Here is a 17,439-nt window from a genome sequence, read left to right on the forward strand (position 1 = left end):
TTAACGTGACTTAAATATATTTGTAGGTGCTTTTAATTAATATTTTCAGGCTATCTTAAGAGACGCCTTTTTTTGAAATTCTAATGGGTTTATATTTGGTGAGTTATTATAGGATAAATATATAGGATTGTTATTTTGAATAGTATAATGCCTCCGTATGAAACGGAGGCATTAATTCTTAACCAATACCTGCCGTTTGTAGCAGAACCAGACTCATCCCCATCACTGACATTCCACACAGCACGCCGTAGCTTGGGTTATTGTTGGGATCGATCTCTTTTGCCAGCGGCATCAGCTCATCGACAGATAGCGCGACCATAATCCCGGCCACGGCAGCCATAATTGCAGCCATTACAACCGGGGATACGAGGCTACCGAGGATCAGCCACGCCAGCACGCCGCCGAGAATTTCAGCCATCCCGGAGATACCCGCCCAAAAGACAGCTGTACGTTTTGAACCCGTGGCGGCATAAACGGGCCCGGCAACGGCAAGTCCTTCAGGAATATTGTGCAAAGCAACGGCCAGCGCGACACCAAAACCCATTTCCAGGTTGCTGCTGGCCGTGACATAGGTGGCGATACCTTCCGGAAAGTTATGCAGGCTGATACCCAGCGTCAGCAGAATGGCCGTGCGTTTGATATTGCCAGGGATGGGGGCAACGCTTTTTTGCATTAGATCCTGCGGGTGCGCGTGAGGAAGGATACGGTCGAGTGCAAAATAACCCAGCAGGCCAATGATAAACATGCCATAGCCCAGAACAGGCGACATCCCTTCGGCGTGAAGCGCGGCGGGCAGCATCTCCATCAGCGAGATAAGCAGCATGATCCCGGCGGCGAAACCCAGCGAGAAGGCCAGCAGGCGATTAGAGGGTTTTTGACCGAGTACCCCAAGGAACGCACCGATAAAGGTCGCGGCGCCCGCAAGTAAGGTCAAAATCAAAGGTACTGACATGCATTCTCCTTAAGCGATATCTGGCATTCAAATTTCCTGATGATGATCTTCACGGTTATCTACGTTCATCTTCACCTGAATGCGCGTAATGTAGGCCCATCACTTTGTCACTTCCTCTAAGGATATCACCATGTCTCCTTCTCGTATGCCAGCACTGTTTTTAGGCCATGGCAGCCCCATGAACGTTCTGGAAGATAACGTCTATACCCGCGCCTGGCGTCAGCTGGGTAAGACGTTACCGCGTCCGAAGGCAATTGTGGTGGTCTCTGCGCACTGGTTTACCCGGGGTACCGGCGTGACGGCCATGGAAGCGCCAAAAACGATCCATGATTTTGGCGGTTTTCCGCAGGCGCTGTACGATACGCATTATCCGGCCCCCGGTTCGCCTGAGCTGGCGAAAACGCTGGTGGATTTGCTGGCACCTTTCCCGGTCACCCTGGATAAAGAGGCCTGGGGCTTTGACCATGGCTCGTGGGGCGTGCTGATTAAGATGTATCCTGATGCGGATATCCCGATGGTGCAACTGAGTATCGACAGCACCAAACCGGCTGCCTGGCATATGGAGATGGGGCGTAAGCTGGCTTCGCTTCGTGATGAGGGCATCATGCTGATTGCCAGTGGCAACGTGGTGCATAACCTGCGTACGGTACGCTGGCACGGTGAAAATACGCCGTACCCTTGGGCAACAGCCTTTAATGACTATGTAAAAGACAACCTGACCTGGCAAGGGCCGGTCGAACGGCACCCTTTGGTGAACTATCTGGATCGCGACGGCGGTTCGCTCTCTAACCCGACGCCGGAACACTTCTTGCCATTGCTGTATGTATTAGGCGCATGGGACGGTCAGGAGGTTATCACAACACCGGTCGACGGTATTGAGATGGGGAGCTTAAGTATGCTGTCGGTGCAGGTGGGGTAAAACATGCCCGGTGGCGCTGCGCTTACCGGGCCTACGCTCGACATGTAGGCCGGGTAAGGCGAAGCCGCCACCCGGCAAGTCTTATTCAATAAAAATATGCGGGTAGAAACGGGACAGATCCTGCGTAATCAGCGCGCGATCTTCGCGAATACCAATCCCGGCAGGCTGATCGTTAATAAGCCAGCTGCCGATCAGCGTATAGCTGTCGCCAAACTTCGGCAGTTGATAAAACGCCTGGACGATCATCCCTTCCTCACCGTACGGCCCTTCAACCGCTTCCAGCGTTTTACCGTTTTCGATAATCGAGACGTTCGCGCCTTCACGGGAGAAGATTGGCTTAACGACGTATTTCTCCATCGGCGGGAAATCATCTTCGGCAAAGTAAGCAGGCAGCAGGTTCGGGTGGTTCGGGAACATCTCCCACAGCATTGGCAGCAGGGCTTTATTGGAGATAATGCTCTTCCAGGCTGGTTCCAGCCAGCGCACACCGGCGTCTTCCAGCTTGGTAGAAAACATTTCGCGCAGCATGTATTCCCACGGGTAGAGCTTGAACAGGTTGCTGATCACCTGATCCTGCGTGTCCGTAAACTGACCTTTTTCACCTAAACCGATCTCTTCGATATAGAGGAATTCCGTCGCCACTTCCGCTTCGGCTGCGCAGTCCTGCAAATACTGAACCGTACCGCGATCTTCTTCGGTATCGCGACAGCAGGCGAGGTGCAACAGGTTGAAACCGTGCTGTTCACGCAGTTCGGCGAAACGCTCAATCAGTTTTTCCTGAAGGCTGTTGAACTGGTCGCTGCCTTCCGGCAAGTTTCCGGCATTCGCCTGATCTTCCAGCCAGATCCACTGGAAGAACGCGGCTTCGTACAGGGAGGTTGGCGTATCTGCGTTGTTTTCTAAAAGCTTCGGTTCACCCACGCCATCCCATGCCAAATCGAGGCGAGAGTAGAGCGAAGGCTGGTTCGTTTTCCAGGACTGACGAACAAAGCTCCAGGTGTGCTTCGGAATGCGGAATTTGGTCATCAGCTCATCGCTGTCGATGACTTTCTCTACCACCTTCAGGCACATCTGGTGCAGTTCTGCGGTCACCTCTTCAAGCTTTTCGACCTGCGCGAGCGTGAGCTTATAGTAAGCGTCTTCACACCAGTATGGCTCGCCGTACATGGTGTGAAAGTTGAAACCGTATTCGGTGGCTTTTTCGCGCCAGTCCGGGCGCTCGACAATACTGACTCGTTCCATGATCAGCCGCCCATTGAGCGAGTCGAAGAGCCGGTCGCACTACGCTGCATGGTGGTTTGTTTCGCCACAGACTCACCGAAGCCGCCACGGGTAATGGTGCTGGTAGTGGCTGGTTTCGGTGCCATCGCGGTTTTCGGTACGGTCATCGTACGGCCAGGCGTTGCCGCACCGTAACCCTTGCCGGTGGCATCGGTGTATTTACCGTACGCCGGGCTGTTTGGGTTTTTAGAACTAAACAGCGGTTGCTGCTGGTAGCCCGCGCCGCCGCTCATCAGACGGCCCATCATATAACCCGCCATCAGAGGCATCCAGAAGCTACCGCTGGACTGTGCCTGCGCCTGGTTTTCCGGCGCCATACCTGCCTGAGCAGGAGCCTGCTGGCACTGGCCTTCGCCGAATTCGGCTACACAGTCTTCGCGTGAGGCATATTTCGGCGCGGTACGTTCTGCCTCTTTCAGGGCGTTGTTATAGGCCGTCGTACACTCGGCGGCTTTACCGGTTGCGCTCGCACAATCGTCAGCGTTTTGATAGAGCGACACCGTTTCGTCGCTTTGCTCACAGCCTGCCAGCATAAAGACGGCGGTGACCGCCAGCGCGACAGGTGTCAGGTGGCGTGCGTTCCAGCTTTTGCGGAACGACGCGTGATTCATCGTTTTTGTCCGTTTCATATTTGTCTTCCAGGACCCAGGGGTATTAACGCTCAGGATAGAGGATGAGTGGTTGAAAATGAAGCGAAGAGGGGCGAAATCCGGGGGATCTTTACGTTGGCTTACGTTCGGGAGGGATTAGTGTGCTCCCTCTCCCTGTGGGAGAGGGCTGGGGTGAGGGCATCAGGCCGCACTGGGCCTGATGACACACTTAGTTGCGGAACGGATTCGTGCCGCTGCTGGCAGGTGAGGTGCTGCGTGCTGCCGCTGGCTGTGCAACCGGGGCGCTGCCGTTAGCGTTGAAGTTATCAACCGCGGCATCCTGCTCTGGATTTTCCGGCGCCACGCTGTCAGGCGACGTGGATACCGGTTTACCCAGCGTACTGTTCAGCATTTGCAGATCCTGCTCGTTCAGCGTACCCAGCGCCTGCTTGATGTTCAGCTGGTTAATCAGGTACTGGTAACGTGCGCTGGAGAGCTGCTGTTTCGCGTTATACAGCGTGGTCGTTGCGTCTAACACGTCAACGATGGTACGCGTACCGACGGAGTAGCCTGCTTCCATCGCGTCCAGAGAGCTTTGCGCAGAGACAACGGCCTGTTTGTAAGCGTTGATGCTACTGATAGAGGCATTGACGTTGTTAAAGGAAGAACGCACGGTCTGCACCACGTTACGGTGCGCGCTTTCCAGCTGCTCGCTGGCGCCCACAAAGTTGTACTGCGCCTGTTTCACCTGAGAGTTAACCATCCCGCCCTGGTACAGCGGCAGAGAGAAGCTGAGGCCCACTTTGTTCTGGCCAACGTTGCTGTCGTCATAGGCCTGAGACGTCGTTTTAGACCCGCTGTAGCTGGTATCCGATACGCCGGTAGAGGCGCTCAGGCTCAGGGTTGGCAGGTGACCATCCTGTGCAAGGCGGATCTGCTCGCGTGCCAGATCCTGGCTCAGGCGCGCCTGCAATAAGGTCAGGTTACGGTTTTCCGCTTCTTTCAGCAGAGCATTAACCGCCTGCGGTTTGTCCGTTTTGAAACTGTCCACGTTCAGAGAGGCCAGCTCAGGATAGTAGTTACCGGTGACCTGACGCAGTGCTTCCAGTGCGTTGTCGAGGTTGTTACGTGCGGTCACTTCGTTAGCCAGTACGGTATCGTACTGTGAACGGGCGTTCTGCACGTCAGTGATCGCAACCAGACCCACATTAAAACGCTGGGTGGTTTGATCTAACTGACGGTAAATCGCCTGTTTCTGCGCTTCGGTATAGGAGAGCGCGTCAATCGCGCTCAGTACCTGGAAATAGGCGGTCGCGGTATTCAGGATCAGCGTTTGCTGATCGGTCTGATAGGTGACATCCTGAATGCCTGCGCTCTTTTCCTGTAAACTCAGTTCACGCCATTTGGACATATCGAACAGGGTCTGTGTAAGCTGTAAAGAGGCGCTGGTGGCATTCGAGTCGATGCCATTGTTATCGCGAAAACCGTTAGTGTAGGTATAATCTGCACCTAAGCCTAACTGCGGCAGCAGTGGACTACGTGCTTCGTTAATCTTTTCAAACGCAGCATCACGATCGGCCGCTGATTTACGTAAATCAGGGTTGCCCAGACGTGCCTGCTGGTAGACCTGTAACAGGTTCTCTGCCTGGCTCATTGCACTGAAGCCCGTCAGGCTCAGGCCGATAAGGATGGGGAGCAATTTCTTCATTTGCATTCCTTGTTGTGAAGCAGTATTAGCGCTGATCTAATTAAAAATAATTGCCGATTCTAACAGAATCATCCACACCAAAAGGTTGGCGTAACGTGCCATCTGGCGGTAATTTGCTCCAATCTACCATATAGCCATACAAACGGCAGCCAAACAGCCTTGAAATTCACAATTTCATCACCATTGCTACCAGGACTCGACCGATGCAAAAACCAGAAAACGTGCCTGTCACCTTCGCCAAAAACGATGTAGAAATTATTGCACGAGAAACGCTTTATAGCGGTTTTTTTTCAATGGAACTTTACCGTTTCAGGCATCGCCTGTTTAACGGTGAAATGAGCGGTGAAATCAAACGCGAAATTTTTGAGCGCGGGCATGCGGCAGTCTTGCTACCCTTTGACCCAGTGCGTGATGAAGTCGTGCTGGTCGAGCAGGTCCGTATTGCGGCGTATGATACCAGCGAAACGCCGTGGTTGCTGGAGATGGTGGCCGGGATGATCGAGGAGGGTGAGTCGGTCGAAGACGTCGCTCGCCGCGAGGCGCTGGAAGAGGCAGGCCTGGCGATCGGTCGGACGAAACCGGTGTTGAGCTACCTGGCAAGTCCGGGGGGAACAACGGAACGCTCATCTATTATGGTGGGCGAAGTGGACGCCACGACAGCGAAAGGGATCCACGGTCTGGCAGATGAAAACGAAGATATTCGGGTTCATGTGGTGAGTCGGGAGCAGGCTTACCAATGGGTAGAAGAGGGTTTAATCGACAACGCAGCGTCTGTCATCGCCTTGCAATGGCTGCAACTGCATCATCAGAATTTACGAAACGAGTGGAAAAAATGAAGCGCTATACACCTGACTTCCCAGAAATGATGCGCCTGTGCGAAACCAATTTCGCCCAGCTGCGCCGCCTGCTGCCGCGAAACGACGCGCCCGGCGAAACGGTAAGCTATCAGGTGAGCAACGCGCAGTATCGGTTAACGATAACAGAATCAACGCGCTACACTACGCTGGTGGAGATTGAGCAAACGGCGCCGAGCATCAGCTACTGGAGCCTGCCGTCAATGACGGTACGTCTTTATCATGATGCGATGGTCGCTGAAGTGTGTTCAAGCCAGCAGATCTTTCGCTTCAAAGCGCGGTATGATTATCCGAATAAAAAGTTGCATCAACGCGACGAAAAGCATCAAATTAACCAGTTTTTAGCCGACTGGCTAAGATATTGTTTAGCACATGGAGCAATGGCGATTCCGGTTTGTTAGCGTCATAAACCTACCTAAGGACACCATTTGGAAAGCCTGTTGAACCTGACTGTTGCTGGTGGGGCGCCAGTCAGGATATTACAAATCACCGACACCCACCTTTTTGCCGAAAAGCATGAGACGCTTCTGGGCGTGAACACCTGGGAGAGTTATCAGGCGGTTCTTGACGCGATCCATGCTGAAAAGCGGCCATGCGATCTGATCGTCGCGACAGGCGATCTGGCGCAGGATCAATCCTCCGCAGCCTATCAGCATTTCGCCGAAGGAATTGCGAGCTTTAGTGTGCCTTGCGTCTGGCTACCGGGCAATCACGATTTTCAGCCCGCCATGTACAGTTCGCTTCAGGAGGCGGGGATTTCGCCGGCAAAATGTGTCTTTACGGGGGACCAGTGGCAAATTCTGCTCCTCGACAGTCAGGTGTTTGGCGTTCCGCACGGTGAGTTGAGCGACTATCAGCTTGACTGGCTGGAGACAAAACTGGCCGCCGAACCGAATCGTAATACGCTGCTGTTACTGCATCATCATCCGCTGCCGGCGGGCTGTAGCTGGCTTGATCAGCACAGCTTACGCAACTCTGCGGCGCTGGATAGCGTGCTGGCGAAATTCCCGCGCGTGAAAAATTTGCTGTGTGGGCACATTCACCAGGAACAGGATCTTGACTGGAACGGTCGCCGCCTGCTCGCGACGCCGTCCACCTGCGTGCAGTTCAAGCCCCATTGCGCTAACTTCACGCTGGACACCATCGGACCGGGCTGGCGCTGGCTGGACCTGCATGCCGACGGCTCGCTGACCACCGAAGTGTGCCGTCTGGCTGGCGCGCAGTTCCGCCCGGATACCGCTTCAGAAGGCTATTGATGTCGACGCTCCTCTATCTGCACGGGTTCAACAGTTCTCCGCGTTCCGCAAAGGCGACGCAGTTTCGCCAGTGGCTGAGCGAACATCATCCGCACGTGGAGATGATTATTCCGCAGCTGCCCCCTTATCCGGCGGACGCGGCAGAAATGCTGGAATCGATTGTGCTTGAACACGGCGGCGAATCGTTTGGCGTTGTCGGCTCGTCCCTCGGCGGCTACTACGCCACCTGGCTGTCGCAATGCTTTATGGTGCCCGCTGTCGTCGTTAACCCGGCGGTCCGGCCATTTGAGCTGTTAAGGGACTTTCTTGGCGAAAACGAGAACCCCTACACCGGCCAACAATATGTGCTAGAGTCACGCCATATTTACGATCTCAAAGTTATGCAGGTCGACCCGCTTGAAGCGCCCGATCTTATCTGGCTGCTGCAACAGACGGGAGATGAAGTGCTGGATTACCGCCAGGCAGTGGCGTATTACGCATCCTGCCGCCAGACTGTAGAAGAGGGCGGAAACCATGCTTTCACGGGCTTTGAAGATCATTTCACCCAGATTGTCGATTTTCTTGGACTGCACAGCCACTGACAATCAATGCGAATTGCTAGCTTAAATCATGACGCAAACCTATAACGCTGATGCCATTGAGGTACTCACCGGGCTTGAGCCGGTTCGCCGCCGCCCGGGGATGTACACCGATACGACGCGCCCAAACCACCTGGGCCAGGAAGTAATTGATAACAGTGTGGACGAAGCGCTGGCAGGTCATGCCAAACGCGTGGACGTTATCCTGCACGCCGATCAGTCGCTGGAAGTCATCGACGATGGCCGCGGCATGCCGGTGGATATTCACCCGGAAGAGGGGGTTCCTGCCGTTGAGCTGATCCTCTGCCGTCTGCATGCGGGCGGTAAGTTCTCCAACAAAAACTACCAGTTCTCTGGCGGCTTGCACGGCGTGGGGATCTCTGTGGTTAACGCCCTGTCAAAGCGCGTGGAAGTGAACGTCCGTCGCGACGGCCAGGTGTATAACATCGCGTTTGAAAACGGCGAAAAAGTGCAGGATTTGCAGGTCGTCGGGACGTGCGGTAAACGCAACACCGGCACCAGCGTCCATTTCTGGCCTGACGAAAGCTTCTTCGACAGCCCACGCTTTTCTGTTTCCCGCCTGACGCACCTGCTGAAAGCCAAAGCGGTGCTGTGCCCAGGCGTAGAAATCACCTTTAAAGATCACGTTAACAACACCGAACAGAGCTGGCGCTACGAAAAGGGTCTGAACGACTACCTGTGCGAAGCGGTTAACGGCCTGCCGACCCTGCCGGAAAAACCGTTCGTCGGGAATTTCGAAGGTGATACCGAGGCGGTGGACTGGGCGCTGCTGTGGCTACCTGAAGGCGGTGAGCTGCTGACGGAAAGCTACGTCAACCTGATCCCAACGCTGCTCGGTGGGACGCACGTCAACGGCCTGCGTCAGGGTCTGCTGGATGCGATGCGCGAGTTCTGCGAATACCGCAACATTCTGCCGCGCGGCGTGAAGCTTTCCGCAGAAGATATCTGGGACCGCTGCGCCTACGTGCTTTCCGTGAAAATGCAGGATCCGCAGTTTGCCGGTCAGACTAAAGAGCGCCTGTCGTCACGCCAGTGTGCGGCGTTTGTTTCCGGCGTGGTGAAAGATGCGTTTACCCTGTGGCTGAACCAGAACGTTCAGGCCGCAGAAATGCTGGCTGAAATGGCGATCTCCAGCGCCCAGCGTCGTCTGCGCGCGGCGAAGAAAGTGGTGCGTAAAAAACTGACCAGCGGCCCCGCGCTGCCGGGCAAGCTGGCGGATTGTACCGCGCAGGATCTCAACCGCACCGAGCTGTTCCTGGTGGAAGGGGACTCGGCGGGCGGATCGGCCAAGCAGGCGCGCGATCGTGAATATCAGGCGATCATGCCGCTCAAGGGTAAGATCCTGAATACCTGGGAGGTCTCTTCTGATGAAGTGCTGGCCTCGCAGGAAGTACACGATATCTCGGTGGCGATCGGCATCGATCCGGACAGCGACGATCTGAGCCAGCTGCGCTACGGCAAGATCTGTATCCTCGCGGATGCGGACTCCGATGGTCTGCACATCGCCACGCTGCTCTGTGCGCTGTTCGTGAAGCACTTCCGCACGCTGGTGAAAAACGGTCACGTCCACGTGGCGCTGCCGCCGCTGTACCGTATCGACCTTGGCAAAGAAGTTTACTATGCGCTGACGGAAGAAGAGAAAGCGGGCGTGCTGGAACAGCTGAAGCGCAAGAAGGGCAAACCGAACGTGCAGCGCTTTAAAGGGCTGGGCGAGATGAACCCGATGCAGCTTCGCGAAACGACGTTGGATCCGAACACGCGCCGTCTGGTGCAGCTGACGATCAGCGACGAAGACGAACAGCAAACCAACGCCATGATGGATATGCTCCTTGCCAAGAAACGTTCGGAAGACCGACGTAACTGGCTGCAGGAGAAAGGCGATATGGCGGATATTGAGGCCTGATGCTGAAAAAGCCCTGCGATGCAGGGCTTTTTTTTGCCCGGTGGCGCTGCGCTTACCGGGCCTACGATCGATCCCCTCGCCCCTCTGGGGAGAGGGTTAGTGTGAGGGGAACGCCTCGCACTGACGTCAAAACTCCATCTTCACCGTAAACTGCACTTCACGCGGGTCGCCAATCTGGTTGCCCAGGTTGTTGGTCGCAATCGACGACGTGTAGTAGGTCTTATCAAACAGATTCTTCACGTTCACCTGTAGCGTCACCGGATATTGCAGCTTCATTTTGTACGCCGCAAATGCATCCGCCACGAAATAGCCCGGCAGATAATAATCCGCACCGTTAGTCGCTGAACGACGGCTCACGCCGTGCCCGCCGCCGCCAATTGTCAGCGTATTCCCGGCAAACGCATTGTGAATATCGTACGTCAGGAACAGGGAGCCGGTATGGCGCGGCACGTTTGGCAGCGGTTTGCCCGCGTAGTCCGGGTCTTCCAGCACCTTCGCATCGGTATAGCCGTAGCTGGCGATAATGTTGGTGTTCTCGGTCAGCGATCCGGCGAGATCCACTTCGACACCCTGCGAGCGCACGCGGCCCGCGGTTTTGGCGACGGTTTCATCACCGATGCTCTCGGTGTACAGCACGTTGCGCTTGTGGATATCAAACAGCGCGATGTTGGCAGTAATGCCGTCGAACAGGTCGAATTTAGCGCCTATTTCATACGCGTTCGACGTTTCCGGCGGCAGGTCGCCGATGTAGCTCGCAATGGACGACTGCGGCATAAACGTCTGGGAATAGTTAGCAAACAGGGAGACTGCCGGCGTGAGCTTGTATACCAGGCCCAGCTTCGGCGTCCACTGGTCGTCGCGGCTGTCGGTGTTGACGTTAAACGGACGGCCTTTGCCCGCGTACTGGGTGTAATACTGGTAGCGCAGTCCGGCAACGGCGATCCATTTATCGGTCAGGTACAGCGCGTCCTGCGCGTAAGCGGAGTAGCTCTCCTGCTTGATGGTTTGATCGCTGTCGGATGCCGAGACGGTGGTGCACTTGCCGAGGCTGCCATAGCTCGGGTTGTAAATATTGAAATCCTTAACGTTCTTACAACGGATCATATCCGTACGCAGCAGATCGTAATTCTCATACGACACGCCGTTCAGGATCTCATTGTAAAAGCCCGCGATGTCCACGTTCCCCTGCAAATCTGCCCGCGTTGTGTGCATACGCTGGGTCGAACCCTGGGTCGCATCCACGCGGCGGGTCAGGTTGCCGGTTTTTGAATCGTAGGCCATCACGCGAGCCTGGTTATCGCTGTACTTATCCTGGCTGTAGCTGTAGTCGAACTTCGCGGTCCACTGGCTGTTAAGGCGATACTCCGCGTTAAGCTGAGCGAGGTCGGACTGACCGTCGGTCACGTTAAATGGCTCATCAAAGCGGGTTTTGCGATCGACGTCGACGGCCTTTTTGGTGTTGAGATCGAAGATCGTTCCGCGATCGAACGGCGTTTTATAGTCGCGATGCGAATAGAGCACGGTCACGGTGGCATCATCGCCGAACCAGGTCAAAGACGGGGCAATAAAGGTGCTGCGTTCGGTGCCGAAATTACGCCAGTAATCCTCGTCCTGATACTCCCCCGTCAGGCGATAGGCCAGACGCGTACCTTCAATCGGACCGGTGACGTCAAACTGTCCGGTACCGCCGCCAAAGCTGGTTGATGTGGCAGAAATCGAGCCGCCGAAGGTTTTCTCCGGGCGTTTGGTCACCACGTTAATCAGGCCGCCGGGGTCGAGAATACCGTAAAGGGTCGAGGCCGGGCCTTTTAGCACCTCCACGCGCTCGGTTGCGGCATTGAAGCTGCGCGGCAGCACGGTGCGCAGGCCGTTGGTCATGATCGAGCCATCGCGGTTTGCGCCGAAGCCACGGCGCACGAAGGCATCCTGCGTGCCGCCCAGGGTGTTGGTCTGCACCACGTTGCTGACGTTATACAGCGCCTCGTCGAGCGTGGTCGCGTTTTGGTCTTCCAGCACTTTATCGCTGACGGTATTGACCACCTGCGGGATGTCCAGCATCGGCATGTTGGTCAGCGTGGCGGTGGAGGTGTTCAGGGGCTGATAGCCGCTGGTGGCGTCGGTGGAAGCGTAAGGGTCGGCAGTGACGGTAAGCGTCTCACCGTCTTTTGCTGCTGCGTGCACCAGAGGTGCCATGAACAGGAGTGAAAAGAGCGCGCGCCCTTTTACCCCGGCGAATGAAGGTGTGAACTTAGCCATTACATCTGTTTTCCCAAAATATCCTGCGATGAAATGCTCGCGGAAGAATGTGTGAGTCATTGCCCTTACGGTCTGTCCGTTAGCCTCTACGGCATCGGACTTGTAATTGAGAATCATTCAAGCATGAGGGAATGTAGTAGTAAATGGAATAAATAAAAATTTAGCTACAGAGGTTTCTCTCTGGCTAATACGCGTTTATTTCTTGTTTAAGGCATTGAAAATAATTGATAAAAAAGAATTTTAATTTGTGCAGAGATGCTCAATTATCCCTGGGGTTTACAGGGTGTATCTTCGCTTGACTACTACATGGCGCGGCGGCAAACTCACAAAAGAGAATGAGTTTTATTTTTATTTGTTGGTTTTTTTTCTTACGTTGGCGTTCACGTGGCTCACTACATCAAAAAGCCGGGACTGGTTCTTGAGAACCTCTCCGCGGGTTATCAGAAAAAAATCATCGTTGATGATATCTCCCTTGCGATCCCCCAGCAGAAAATGACTGTTCTGGTGGGCGCAAACGGCTGCGGAAAATCGACGCTGTTAAGTACCCTCGCGCGGCTGCTTCAGCCGCTCGGCGGCAGCGCGGTGCTGGACGGCAAAGCCATCCACTCGCAGCCAACCAAAGCGGTCGCCCGCCAGCTCGGGATCCTGCCGCAGTCTCCGCTGCTTCCAGAAGGGTTAACCGTATTTGAGCTGGTCTCGCGCGGACGTTTCCCCTGGCAGAACGTGATGCGCCAGTGGAGCGAGGAAGACGAGCGGGCCGTGGAGGAGGCGTTACGCCTGACCGGGACGGCAGAGTTTGCCCATCATCTGGTTGAAAGCCTGTCCGGCGGCCAGCGCCAGCGCTGTTGGATCGCCATGGTACTGGCGCAGCAAACGCCCTATATCCTGCTGGATGAACCCACGACGTACCTCGATCTTCGCTACCAGGTGGAGATCCTCGAACTGCTGCACACGCTGACGCGCCGGCACGGGCGCACCGTGGTGGTGGTTCTGCACGATCTCAACTTCGCCGTGAACTACGGTGATTCGCTGGTCTTTTTACGTCAGGGTAAGGTTGAGGGGGTACTGCATGAGGGCGACGCCTGCACGCCGGAGCTGATCAAAGCGGTGTTTGATGTCGACGTGCATATGTCGGTTAACCCGCTGACCGGCAAGCCGTTCTTTATGCCGTTCCGTCAGGCTGTCGACAAACCATGATGCGCACGTCTGTGGCCTTTATTCTCTTTACGCTGCTGCTTCTGGCAGGCGCGATTGCGCACCTGAGCATCGGGGCGCGCGTTATCGCCCCCCGGACGGTAGTAGACGCATTTTTCCACTTCGACCCGCGCAATTTTGAGCATAGCGTGATCGTCAGGCTGCGCTTGATGCGACTGTGCGCCGCCCTGGTGACGGGCGCGGCGCTCGGCGTCGCGGGCGTGCTGCTGCAGTCAGTGATCCGCAACCCGCTCGGCGAGCCGCATATCCTGGGGCTAAATGCAGGGGCGGCGCTGGCGGTGGTGCTGACGAGTGCCCTCGGGCTGTCGCTGCCGTTTGGCCGCCCTCTGATAGCCGCAGCCGGCGCCGCCGCGCTCTTTTTGCTGGTGCTAACGTTCTCCTCATCCGGGCGTACCGGTCTCACGCCGATGAAAGTCACGCTGTGCGGCGTGGCGATGTCGGCATTTGCCTCATCGATAACCGCCACGGTGTTGATTCTGGATGAACAGACGCTGCTGGCCATGCGGACCTGGCTTGCGGGGGATGTGGCGGGAGTCATCGGCGAGACGACCGCTAGCGCCGCGGGAGCCGCTGCCGTGGGTTTTGCGCTGGCGCTCTGGCTGTCGCCGTCGCTGAACATGCTGGCGCTGGGGGACAGAATGGCGCAGGGGCTTGGCGTGTCGCTGCTGAAAACGCGCCTGCTCGCGCTGCTGGCCATCGCCCTGCTGTGCGGCGCGGCGGTTTCAGTTGCCGGACCGATCGGGTTTATCGGACTCGTTGTGCCGCAGCTGATTCGCCGTCTGGTATCGGTGGACCTGCGCGTGATGGTGCCGCTCTCAGCCCTCTGCGGGGCGCTGGTTCTGCTGATGGCGGATATCGCCGCCCGCACGCTGTTTACGCCGTATGAGCTGGCAACCGGCGTGATGACTGCGCTGGTCGGCGCGCCGGTCTTTATCCTTATGGCGTCAAGGATGTTCAAATGAACCGGGCTGGATTGAGGGCAGTACGATTTTCCTCCTTCTCGGCGCTGGTTCGCCCGAGGGCGCTGCTGTATCTGACCGTTTTAACCCTTGCCGTTTTACTGCTGCTAAGTTTTGGCCTGACGCACGGCTCGCTGCCCATTCCTGCTTCCGCCATCGGACGTGCGCTGTTTTATCCTGAACGTCTGACGGCGGATGCGCATTACATTGTGATGGATATCCGCCTGCCGCGCCTGCTGATGGCGGTGCTGTGCGGCGCGATGCTCGGCATGGCGGGGGCGGCCATGCAGTCCATTACCCGCAACGGCCTTGCTGACCCCGGACTTATCGGCGTGAAAGAGGGCTGTAGCGCGGCGGTGCTGCTGCTGATTTTTCAGTTTCCGGGATTGGGGCCGTACTGGCGTCCACTGATCGGCATGGCCGGTGGGCTGCTGACCGCGCTGCTGGTAGTGGCGCTGGCGCGTGATATCTCGCGCCCGCGATTCATCCTGATCGGCATCGGCGTGTCATGGGCGTTTGCCGCCGCGATGGGGGTCTTTATGACGACCGCCGACGTGCGCGACGTCCAGACGGCGATGCTGTGGCTGGCGGGGAGTCTGCATGCGGCAAGCTGGACGCTGGTCAGCATCGCTGCTGCCTGGACAGTGCCGGCGTTTGCGCTGCTGCTCTTTACCGCGCGCGCCGCAGACGTAGCCTTGCTCGGCAACCACACTGCGACGGGGCTGGGTGTGCGGACTTCACGCCTCGCGCTGCTGCGCGTGTTTGCCCCCGTGGTGCTCACCGCGGCCTGCGTCTCCTGCGTGGGGAGTATCGGCTTTGTCGGGCTGATTGCCCCGCACATGGCGCGCCTGCTGCTGCGCGGAGGGCAAACGGCACTGCTGACGGGAAGTGCCGTACTGGGCGCGCTGCTGGTGCTGCTGGCGGATAACGTCGGGCGGCTGGCATTTCTCCCGTTGCAGCTGCCGGCGGGAATTGTCATTTCACTGATTGGCGGACCGTTTTTCCTGCTGCTGCTCTGGCAGCGTCGGGATCGATTTTAGGGGATAGAAATGCGCGTATTTTTTGCAATGCTGGTGCTGGTGGGTTTTGCTGCAGGAGCCGCAGAGCCAACGCAGACGTTTACTGACGACCTGAACCGCAAAGTGGTGGTGCCGGTTAACCCGAAGCGGATTGTGTCCCTGCACGACCTCGATATCACCATTCCGCTGATCGAGCTTGGCGTACCGCCGGTTGCCAGCCATGGCCGTACCCGACCGGACGGCAGCCATTTTCTGCGCTCCAGCGGCATGCTGACGGGCATCGATTTTGATAATTCCGACATCACATTCATCGGCACCGCCGATATCGATATTGAAGCCATCGCCGCGGCGAAGCCGGATCTTATCATCACCGAGCCGACCCGCAACACGCCGGTCGAACAGCTGGAAAAAATTGCCCCGACGGTGAGTATCGATCACCTCGACGGCGGCGCTCCGGAGATCTACCGCAAGCTGGCGCAGCTTACCGGGACAGAGACGCGGCTGAAGATTCTGGAGCGTCGCTATCAGGAGCAGATCGAGGCGCTAAAGGCGACCATCGATACGAGCAAACTGACCGTCTCGGTGATTCAGGCCAATCAGGGCAAAATCAACGCCATGCACAGCTACCACTCGCTTGGGCGCGTGCTGCGGGACGCAGGGTTCAGGTTCCCGCCGCTGATTGAGAGCATCCCGGAGGGCGGGCGCATCGACGTCAGCGCCGAGCGCCTGCCGGAGCTGGATGCTGATTTTGTCTTTGCAACCTGGCGCGGGGACACCGGCGGAAAACCGCAGGACGAGCTGGCGGCGATGGATGCGGTGATGCCGGGCTGGTGTCAGTTTCTCAACGCCTGCCGAACCGGGCATTACGTGCTCATCTCCCGCGAGGAAGCGATCTCAAATTCATTTGCCTCGCTGGGGCTGATGGCCGCGCAGGTGCAGTCGCAGATAGCGGGCCGTCCGCTGCCGGAGGCCGCTCGATGATCCGAAAAATTGATGTCTACGGCGACCGCCTCCGCTCGCGGGCGCACCAGCTGACGCCGCGCCTGCTGCAGGTGGCGAGCTATATCAATGAAAATCGTGAAGCGGTTATGGAGCAGACGGCAATGGAGATTGCCGCTGTGCTACACACCTCGGACGCCACCGTGGTGCGTGCCATTCAGGCGCTTGGGTTTGGCGGGCTGCGGGATCTCAAGCAGACCCTGGAGCAGTGGTTTGGCCCGGTGGTCACCTCCAGCGAGAAGATGTCCACGACGGTAAACACGCTTACCAGCGACGTCGACGCGAGCATCGATTTTGTGCTGGAAGGCCATCAACACACCTGCGCGGTGTTGTCCGAACCGGGCAACCGCTACGCGATGGCGCAGGCGGTGTCGCTGCTGGCGCAGGCGAGACAGGTCGCTATTTTTGGCATTGGCGCATCCGGCATTCTGGCTGAGTACACCTCGCGACTGTTTAGCCGTATAGGCCTGCCTGCGATCCCGCTCAACCGCACCGGTATTGGCCTCGCCGAACAGCTGATTGCCCTACAGCGCGGTGACGTGCTGGTAATGATGGCGCAAAAATCCGCGCACCGGGAGGGACAGACCACGCTGCGCGAAGCGAAGCGCCTGGGTATTCCCACCATTTTGCTGACCAACGCCACTGACTCGCGCTTTAGCAAAGAGGCAAGCGTAGTGATCCACGTCCCGCGCGGCGGCGAGAAGGGCAAAATCCCGCTGCACGGCACGGTGCTGCTGTGCCTGGAGATGATTATTCTGTCCGTCGCCTCCACCGAGCCGCAGCGCACCATCAAGTCGATGAAGCGCATCAACGAGTTACACCGCGGATTAAAGCCGGGCAAGAAGAGCGGTTGATTTTCCCCCTCTCCCCGTGGGCTGAGGGATCCCCAGTAATTTTTTTATGCAGAAGCAATAAAGTTGCTTTCTAAA

The 17,439-nt window shown here is 56.9% G+C and carries 16 protein-coding genes; 11 read left to right on the plus strand and 5 right to left on the minus strand.

Annotated features, from left to right (window positions below):
• Nucleotides 1-178 precede the first annotated feature (178 nt).
• Nucleotides 179-952 carry a zinc transporter ZupT gene (gene zupT, locus ACOT0L_RS17125; protein ID WP_022649430.1) on the minus strand — a complete coding sequence of 258 codons (774 nt, stop codon included), beginning with the start codon at nt 950-952 and terminating at the stop codon, nt 179-181.
• 130 nt (nt 953-1,082) lie between these two features.
• Here zupT and ygiD point away from each other — a divergent pair, with 130 nt between their 5' ends.
• On the plus strand, nt 1,083-1,871 hold the full coding sequence (ygiD, locus tag ACOT0L_RS17130; RefSeq protein WP_108367909.1) for a 4,5-DOPA dioxygenase extradiol: 789 nt from the start codon (nt 1,083-1,085) through the stop codon (nt 1,869-1,871).
• A gap of 81 nt (nt 1,872-1,952) precedes the next feature.
• Here the strand turns inward: ygiD and ACOT0L_RS17135 are convergent, their stop codons facing one another.
• The 3 genes from ACOT0L_RS17135 to tolC form a co-directional block, all read right to left on the minus strand.
• Nucleotides 1,953-3,113: a glutathionylspermidine synthase family protein gene (locus ACOT0L_RS17135; protein WP_022649428.1), complete on the minus strand. Its 1,161-nt coding sequence runs from the start codon at nt 3,111-3,113 to the stop codon at nt 1,953-1,955.
• A 2-nt stretch (nt 3,114-3,115) separates the two neighbouring features.
• Complete coding sequence (locus ACOT0L_RS17140) at nt 3,116-3,781, minus strand: DUF1190 family protein (RefSeq protein ID WP_006811983.1); 666 nt, start codon at nt 3,779-3,781, stop codon at nt 3,116-3,118.
• 190 nt (nt 3,782-3,971) lie between these two features.
• The gene (gene tolC / locus ACOT0L_RS17145) at nt 3,972-5,450 is read right to left on the minus strand and encodes an outer membrane channel protein TolC (RefSeq protein ID WP_022649426.1); all 1,479 of its coding nucleotides are present in this window, start codon (nt 5,448-5,450) and stop codon (nt 3,972-3,974) included.
• Nucleotides 5,451-5,653: 203 nt separating this feature from the next.
• Between tolC and nudF the strand changes: the two genes are divergently transcribed.
• From nudF to parE, 5 genes are read left to right on the plus strand one after another with little or no spacing between them, the layout of a single operon-like run.
• The gene (gene nudF, locus ACOT0L_RS17150; protein ID WP_022649425.1) at nt 5,654-6,286 is read left to right on the plus strand and encodes an ADP-ribose diphosphatase; all 633 of its coding nucleotides are present in this window, start codon (nt 5,654-5,656) and stop codon (nt 6,284-6,286) included.
• Complete coding sequence (locus ACOT0L_RS17155) at nt 6,283-6,705, plus strand: DUF1249 family protein (RefSeq protein ID WP_003862516.1); 423 nt, start codon at nt 6,283-6,285, stop codon at nt 6,703-6,705. The genes nudF and ACOT0L_RS17155 overlap by 4 nt, the downstream gene beginning before the upstream one ends.
• Before the next feature lie 27 nt (nt 6,706-6,732).
• Nucleotides 6,733-7,560: a 3',5'-cyclic-AMP phosphodiesterase gene (gene cpdA, locus ACOT0L_RS17160; RefSeq protein ID WP_022649424.1), complete on the plus strand. Its 828-nt coding sequence runs from the start codon at nt 6,733-6,735 to the stop codon at nt 7,558-7,560.
• Nucleotides 7,560-8,141 (plus strand): esterase YqiA, encoded by a 582-nt coding sequence (yqiA, locus tag ACOT0L_RS17165; RefSeq protein WP_022649423.1) that lies wholly within the window; start codon nt 7,560-7,562, stop codon nt 8,139-8,141. The genes cpdA and yqiA overlap by 1 nt, the downstream gene beginning before the upstream one ends.
• 28 nt (nt 8,142-8,169) lie before the next feature.
• Nucleotides 8,170-10,062 (plus strand): DNA topoisomerase IV subunit B, encoded by a 1,893-nt coding sequence (gene parE, locus ACOT0L_RS17170; RefSeq protein ID WP_023306966.1) that lies wholly within the window; start codon nt 8,170-8,172, stop codon nt 10,060-10,062.
• 126 nt (nt 10,063-10,188) lie between these two features.
• Here parE and ACOT0L_RS17175 read toward each other — a convergent pair whose 3' ends face one another.
• Entirely contained in the window at nt 10,189-12,318 is a 2,130-nt protein-coding gene (locus tag ACOT0L_RS17175) for a TonB-dependent siderophore receptor (RefSeq protein ID WP_126503810.1), read from the minus strand.
• A 384-nt stretch (nt 12,319-12,702) separates the two neighbouring features.
• On the opposite strand from ACOT0L_RS17175, the gene ACOT0L_RS17180 reads away from it, so the two are divergent.
• From ACOT0L_RS17180 to ACOT0L_RS17200, 5 genes are read left to right on the plus strand one after another with little or no spacing between them, the layout of a single operon-like run.
• Nucleotides 12,703-13,515 (plus strand): ABC transporter ATP-binding protein, encoded by an 813-nt coding sequence (locus ACOT0L_RS17180; protein WP_023306964.1) that lies wholly within the window; start codon nt 12,703-12,705, stop codon nt 13,513-13,515.
• Complete coding sequence (locus tag ACOT0L_RS17185; RefSeq protein WP_022649420.1) at nt 13,512-14,495, plus strand: FecCD family ABC transporter permease; 984 nt, start codon at nt 13,512-13,514, stop codon at nt 14,493-14,495. Before ACOT0L_RS17180 ends, ACOT0L_RS17185 begins: the two co-directional genes overlap by 4 nt.
• Complete coding sequence (locus ACOT0L_RS17190) at nt 14,492-15,532, plus strand: FecCD family ABC transporter permease (RefSeq protein WP_038416737.1); 1,041 nt, start codon at nt 14,492-14,494, stop codon at nt 15,530-15,532. The genes ACOT0L_RS17185 and ACOT0L_RS17190 overlap by 4 nt, the downstream gene beginning before the upstream one ends.
• Nucleotides 15,533-15,541: 9 nt before the next feature.
• Complete coding sequence (locus ACOT0L_RS17195) at nt 15,542-16,492, plus strand: iron-siderophore ABC transporter substrate-binding protein (RefSeq protein ID WP_063163865.1); 951 nt, start codon at nt 15,542-15,544, stop codon at nt 16,490-16,492.
• Nucleotides 16,489-17,364, plus strand: coding sequence for a MurR/RpiR family transcriptional regulator (locus ACOT0L_RS17200; protein WP_015571883.1), 876 nt, complete (start codon nt 16,489-16,491; stop codon nt 17,362-17,364). Before ACOT0L_RS17195 ends, ACOT0L_RS17200 begins: the two co-directional genes overlap by 4 nt.
• Nucleotides 17,365-17,439 lie beyond the last annotated feature (75 nt).

The sequence above is a fragment of the Enterobacter cloacae complex sp. XAL002 genome, assembly GCF_049236805.1.
Classification (GTDB): domain Bacteria; phylum Pseudomonadota; class Gammaproteobacteria; order Enterobacterales; family Enterobacteriaceae; genus Enterobacter; species Enterobacter intestinihominis.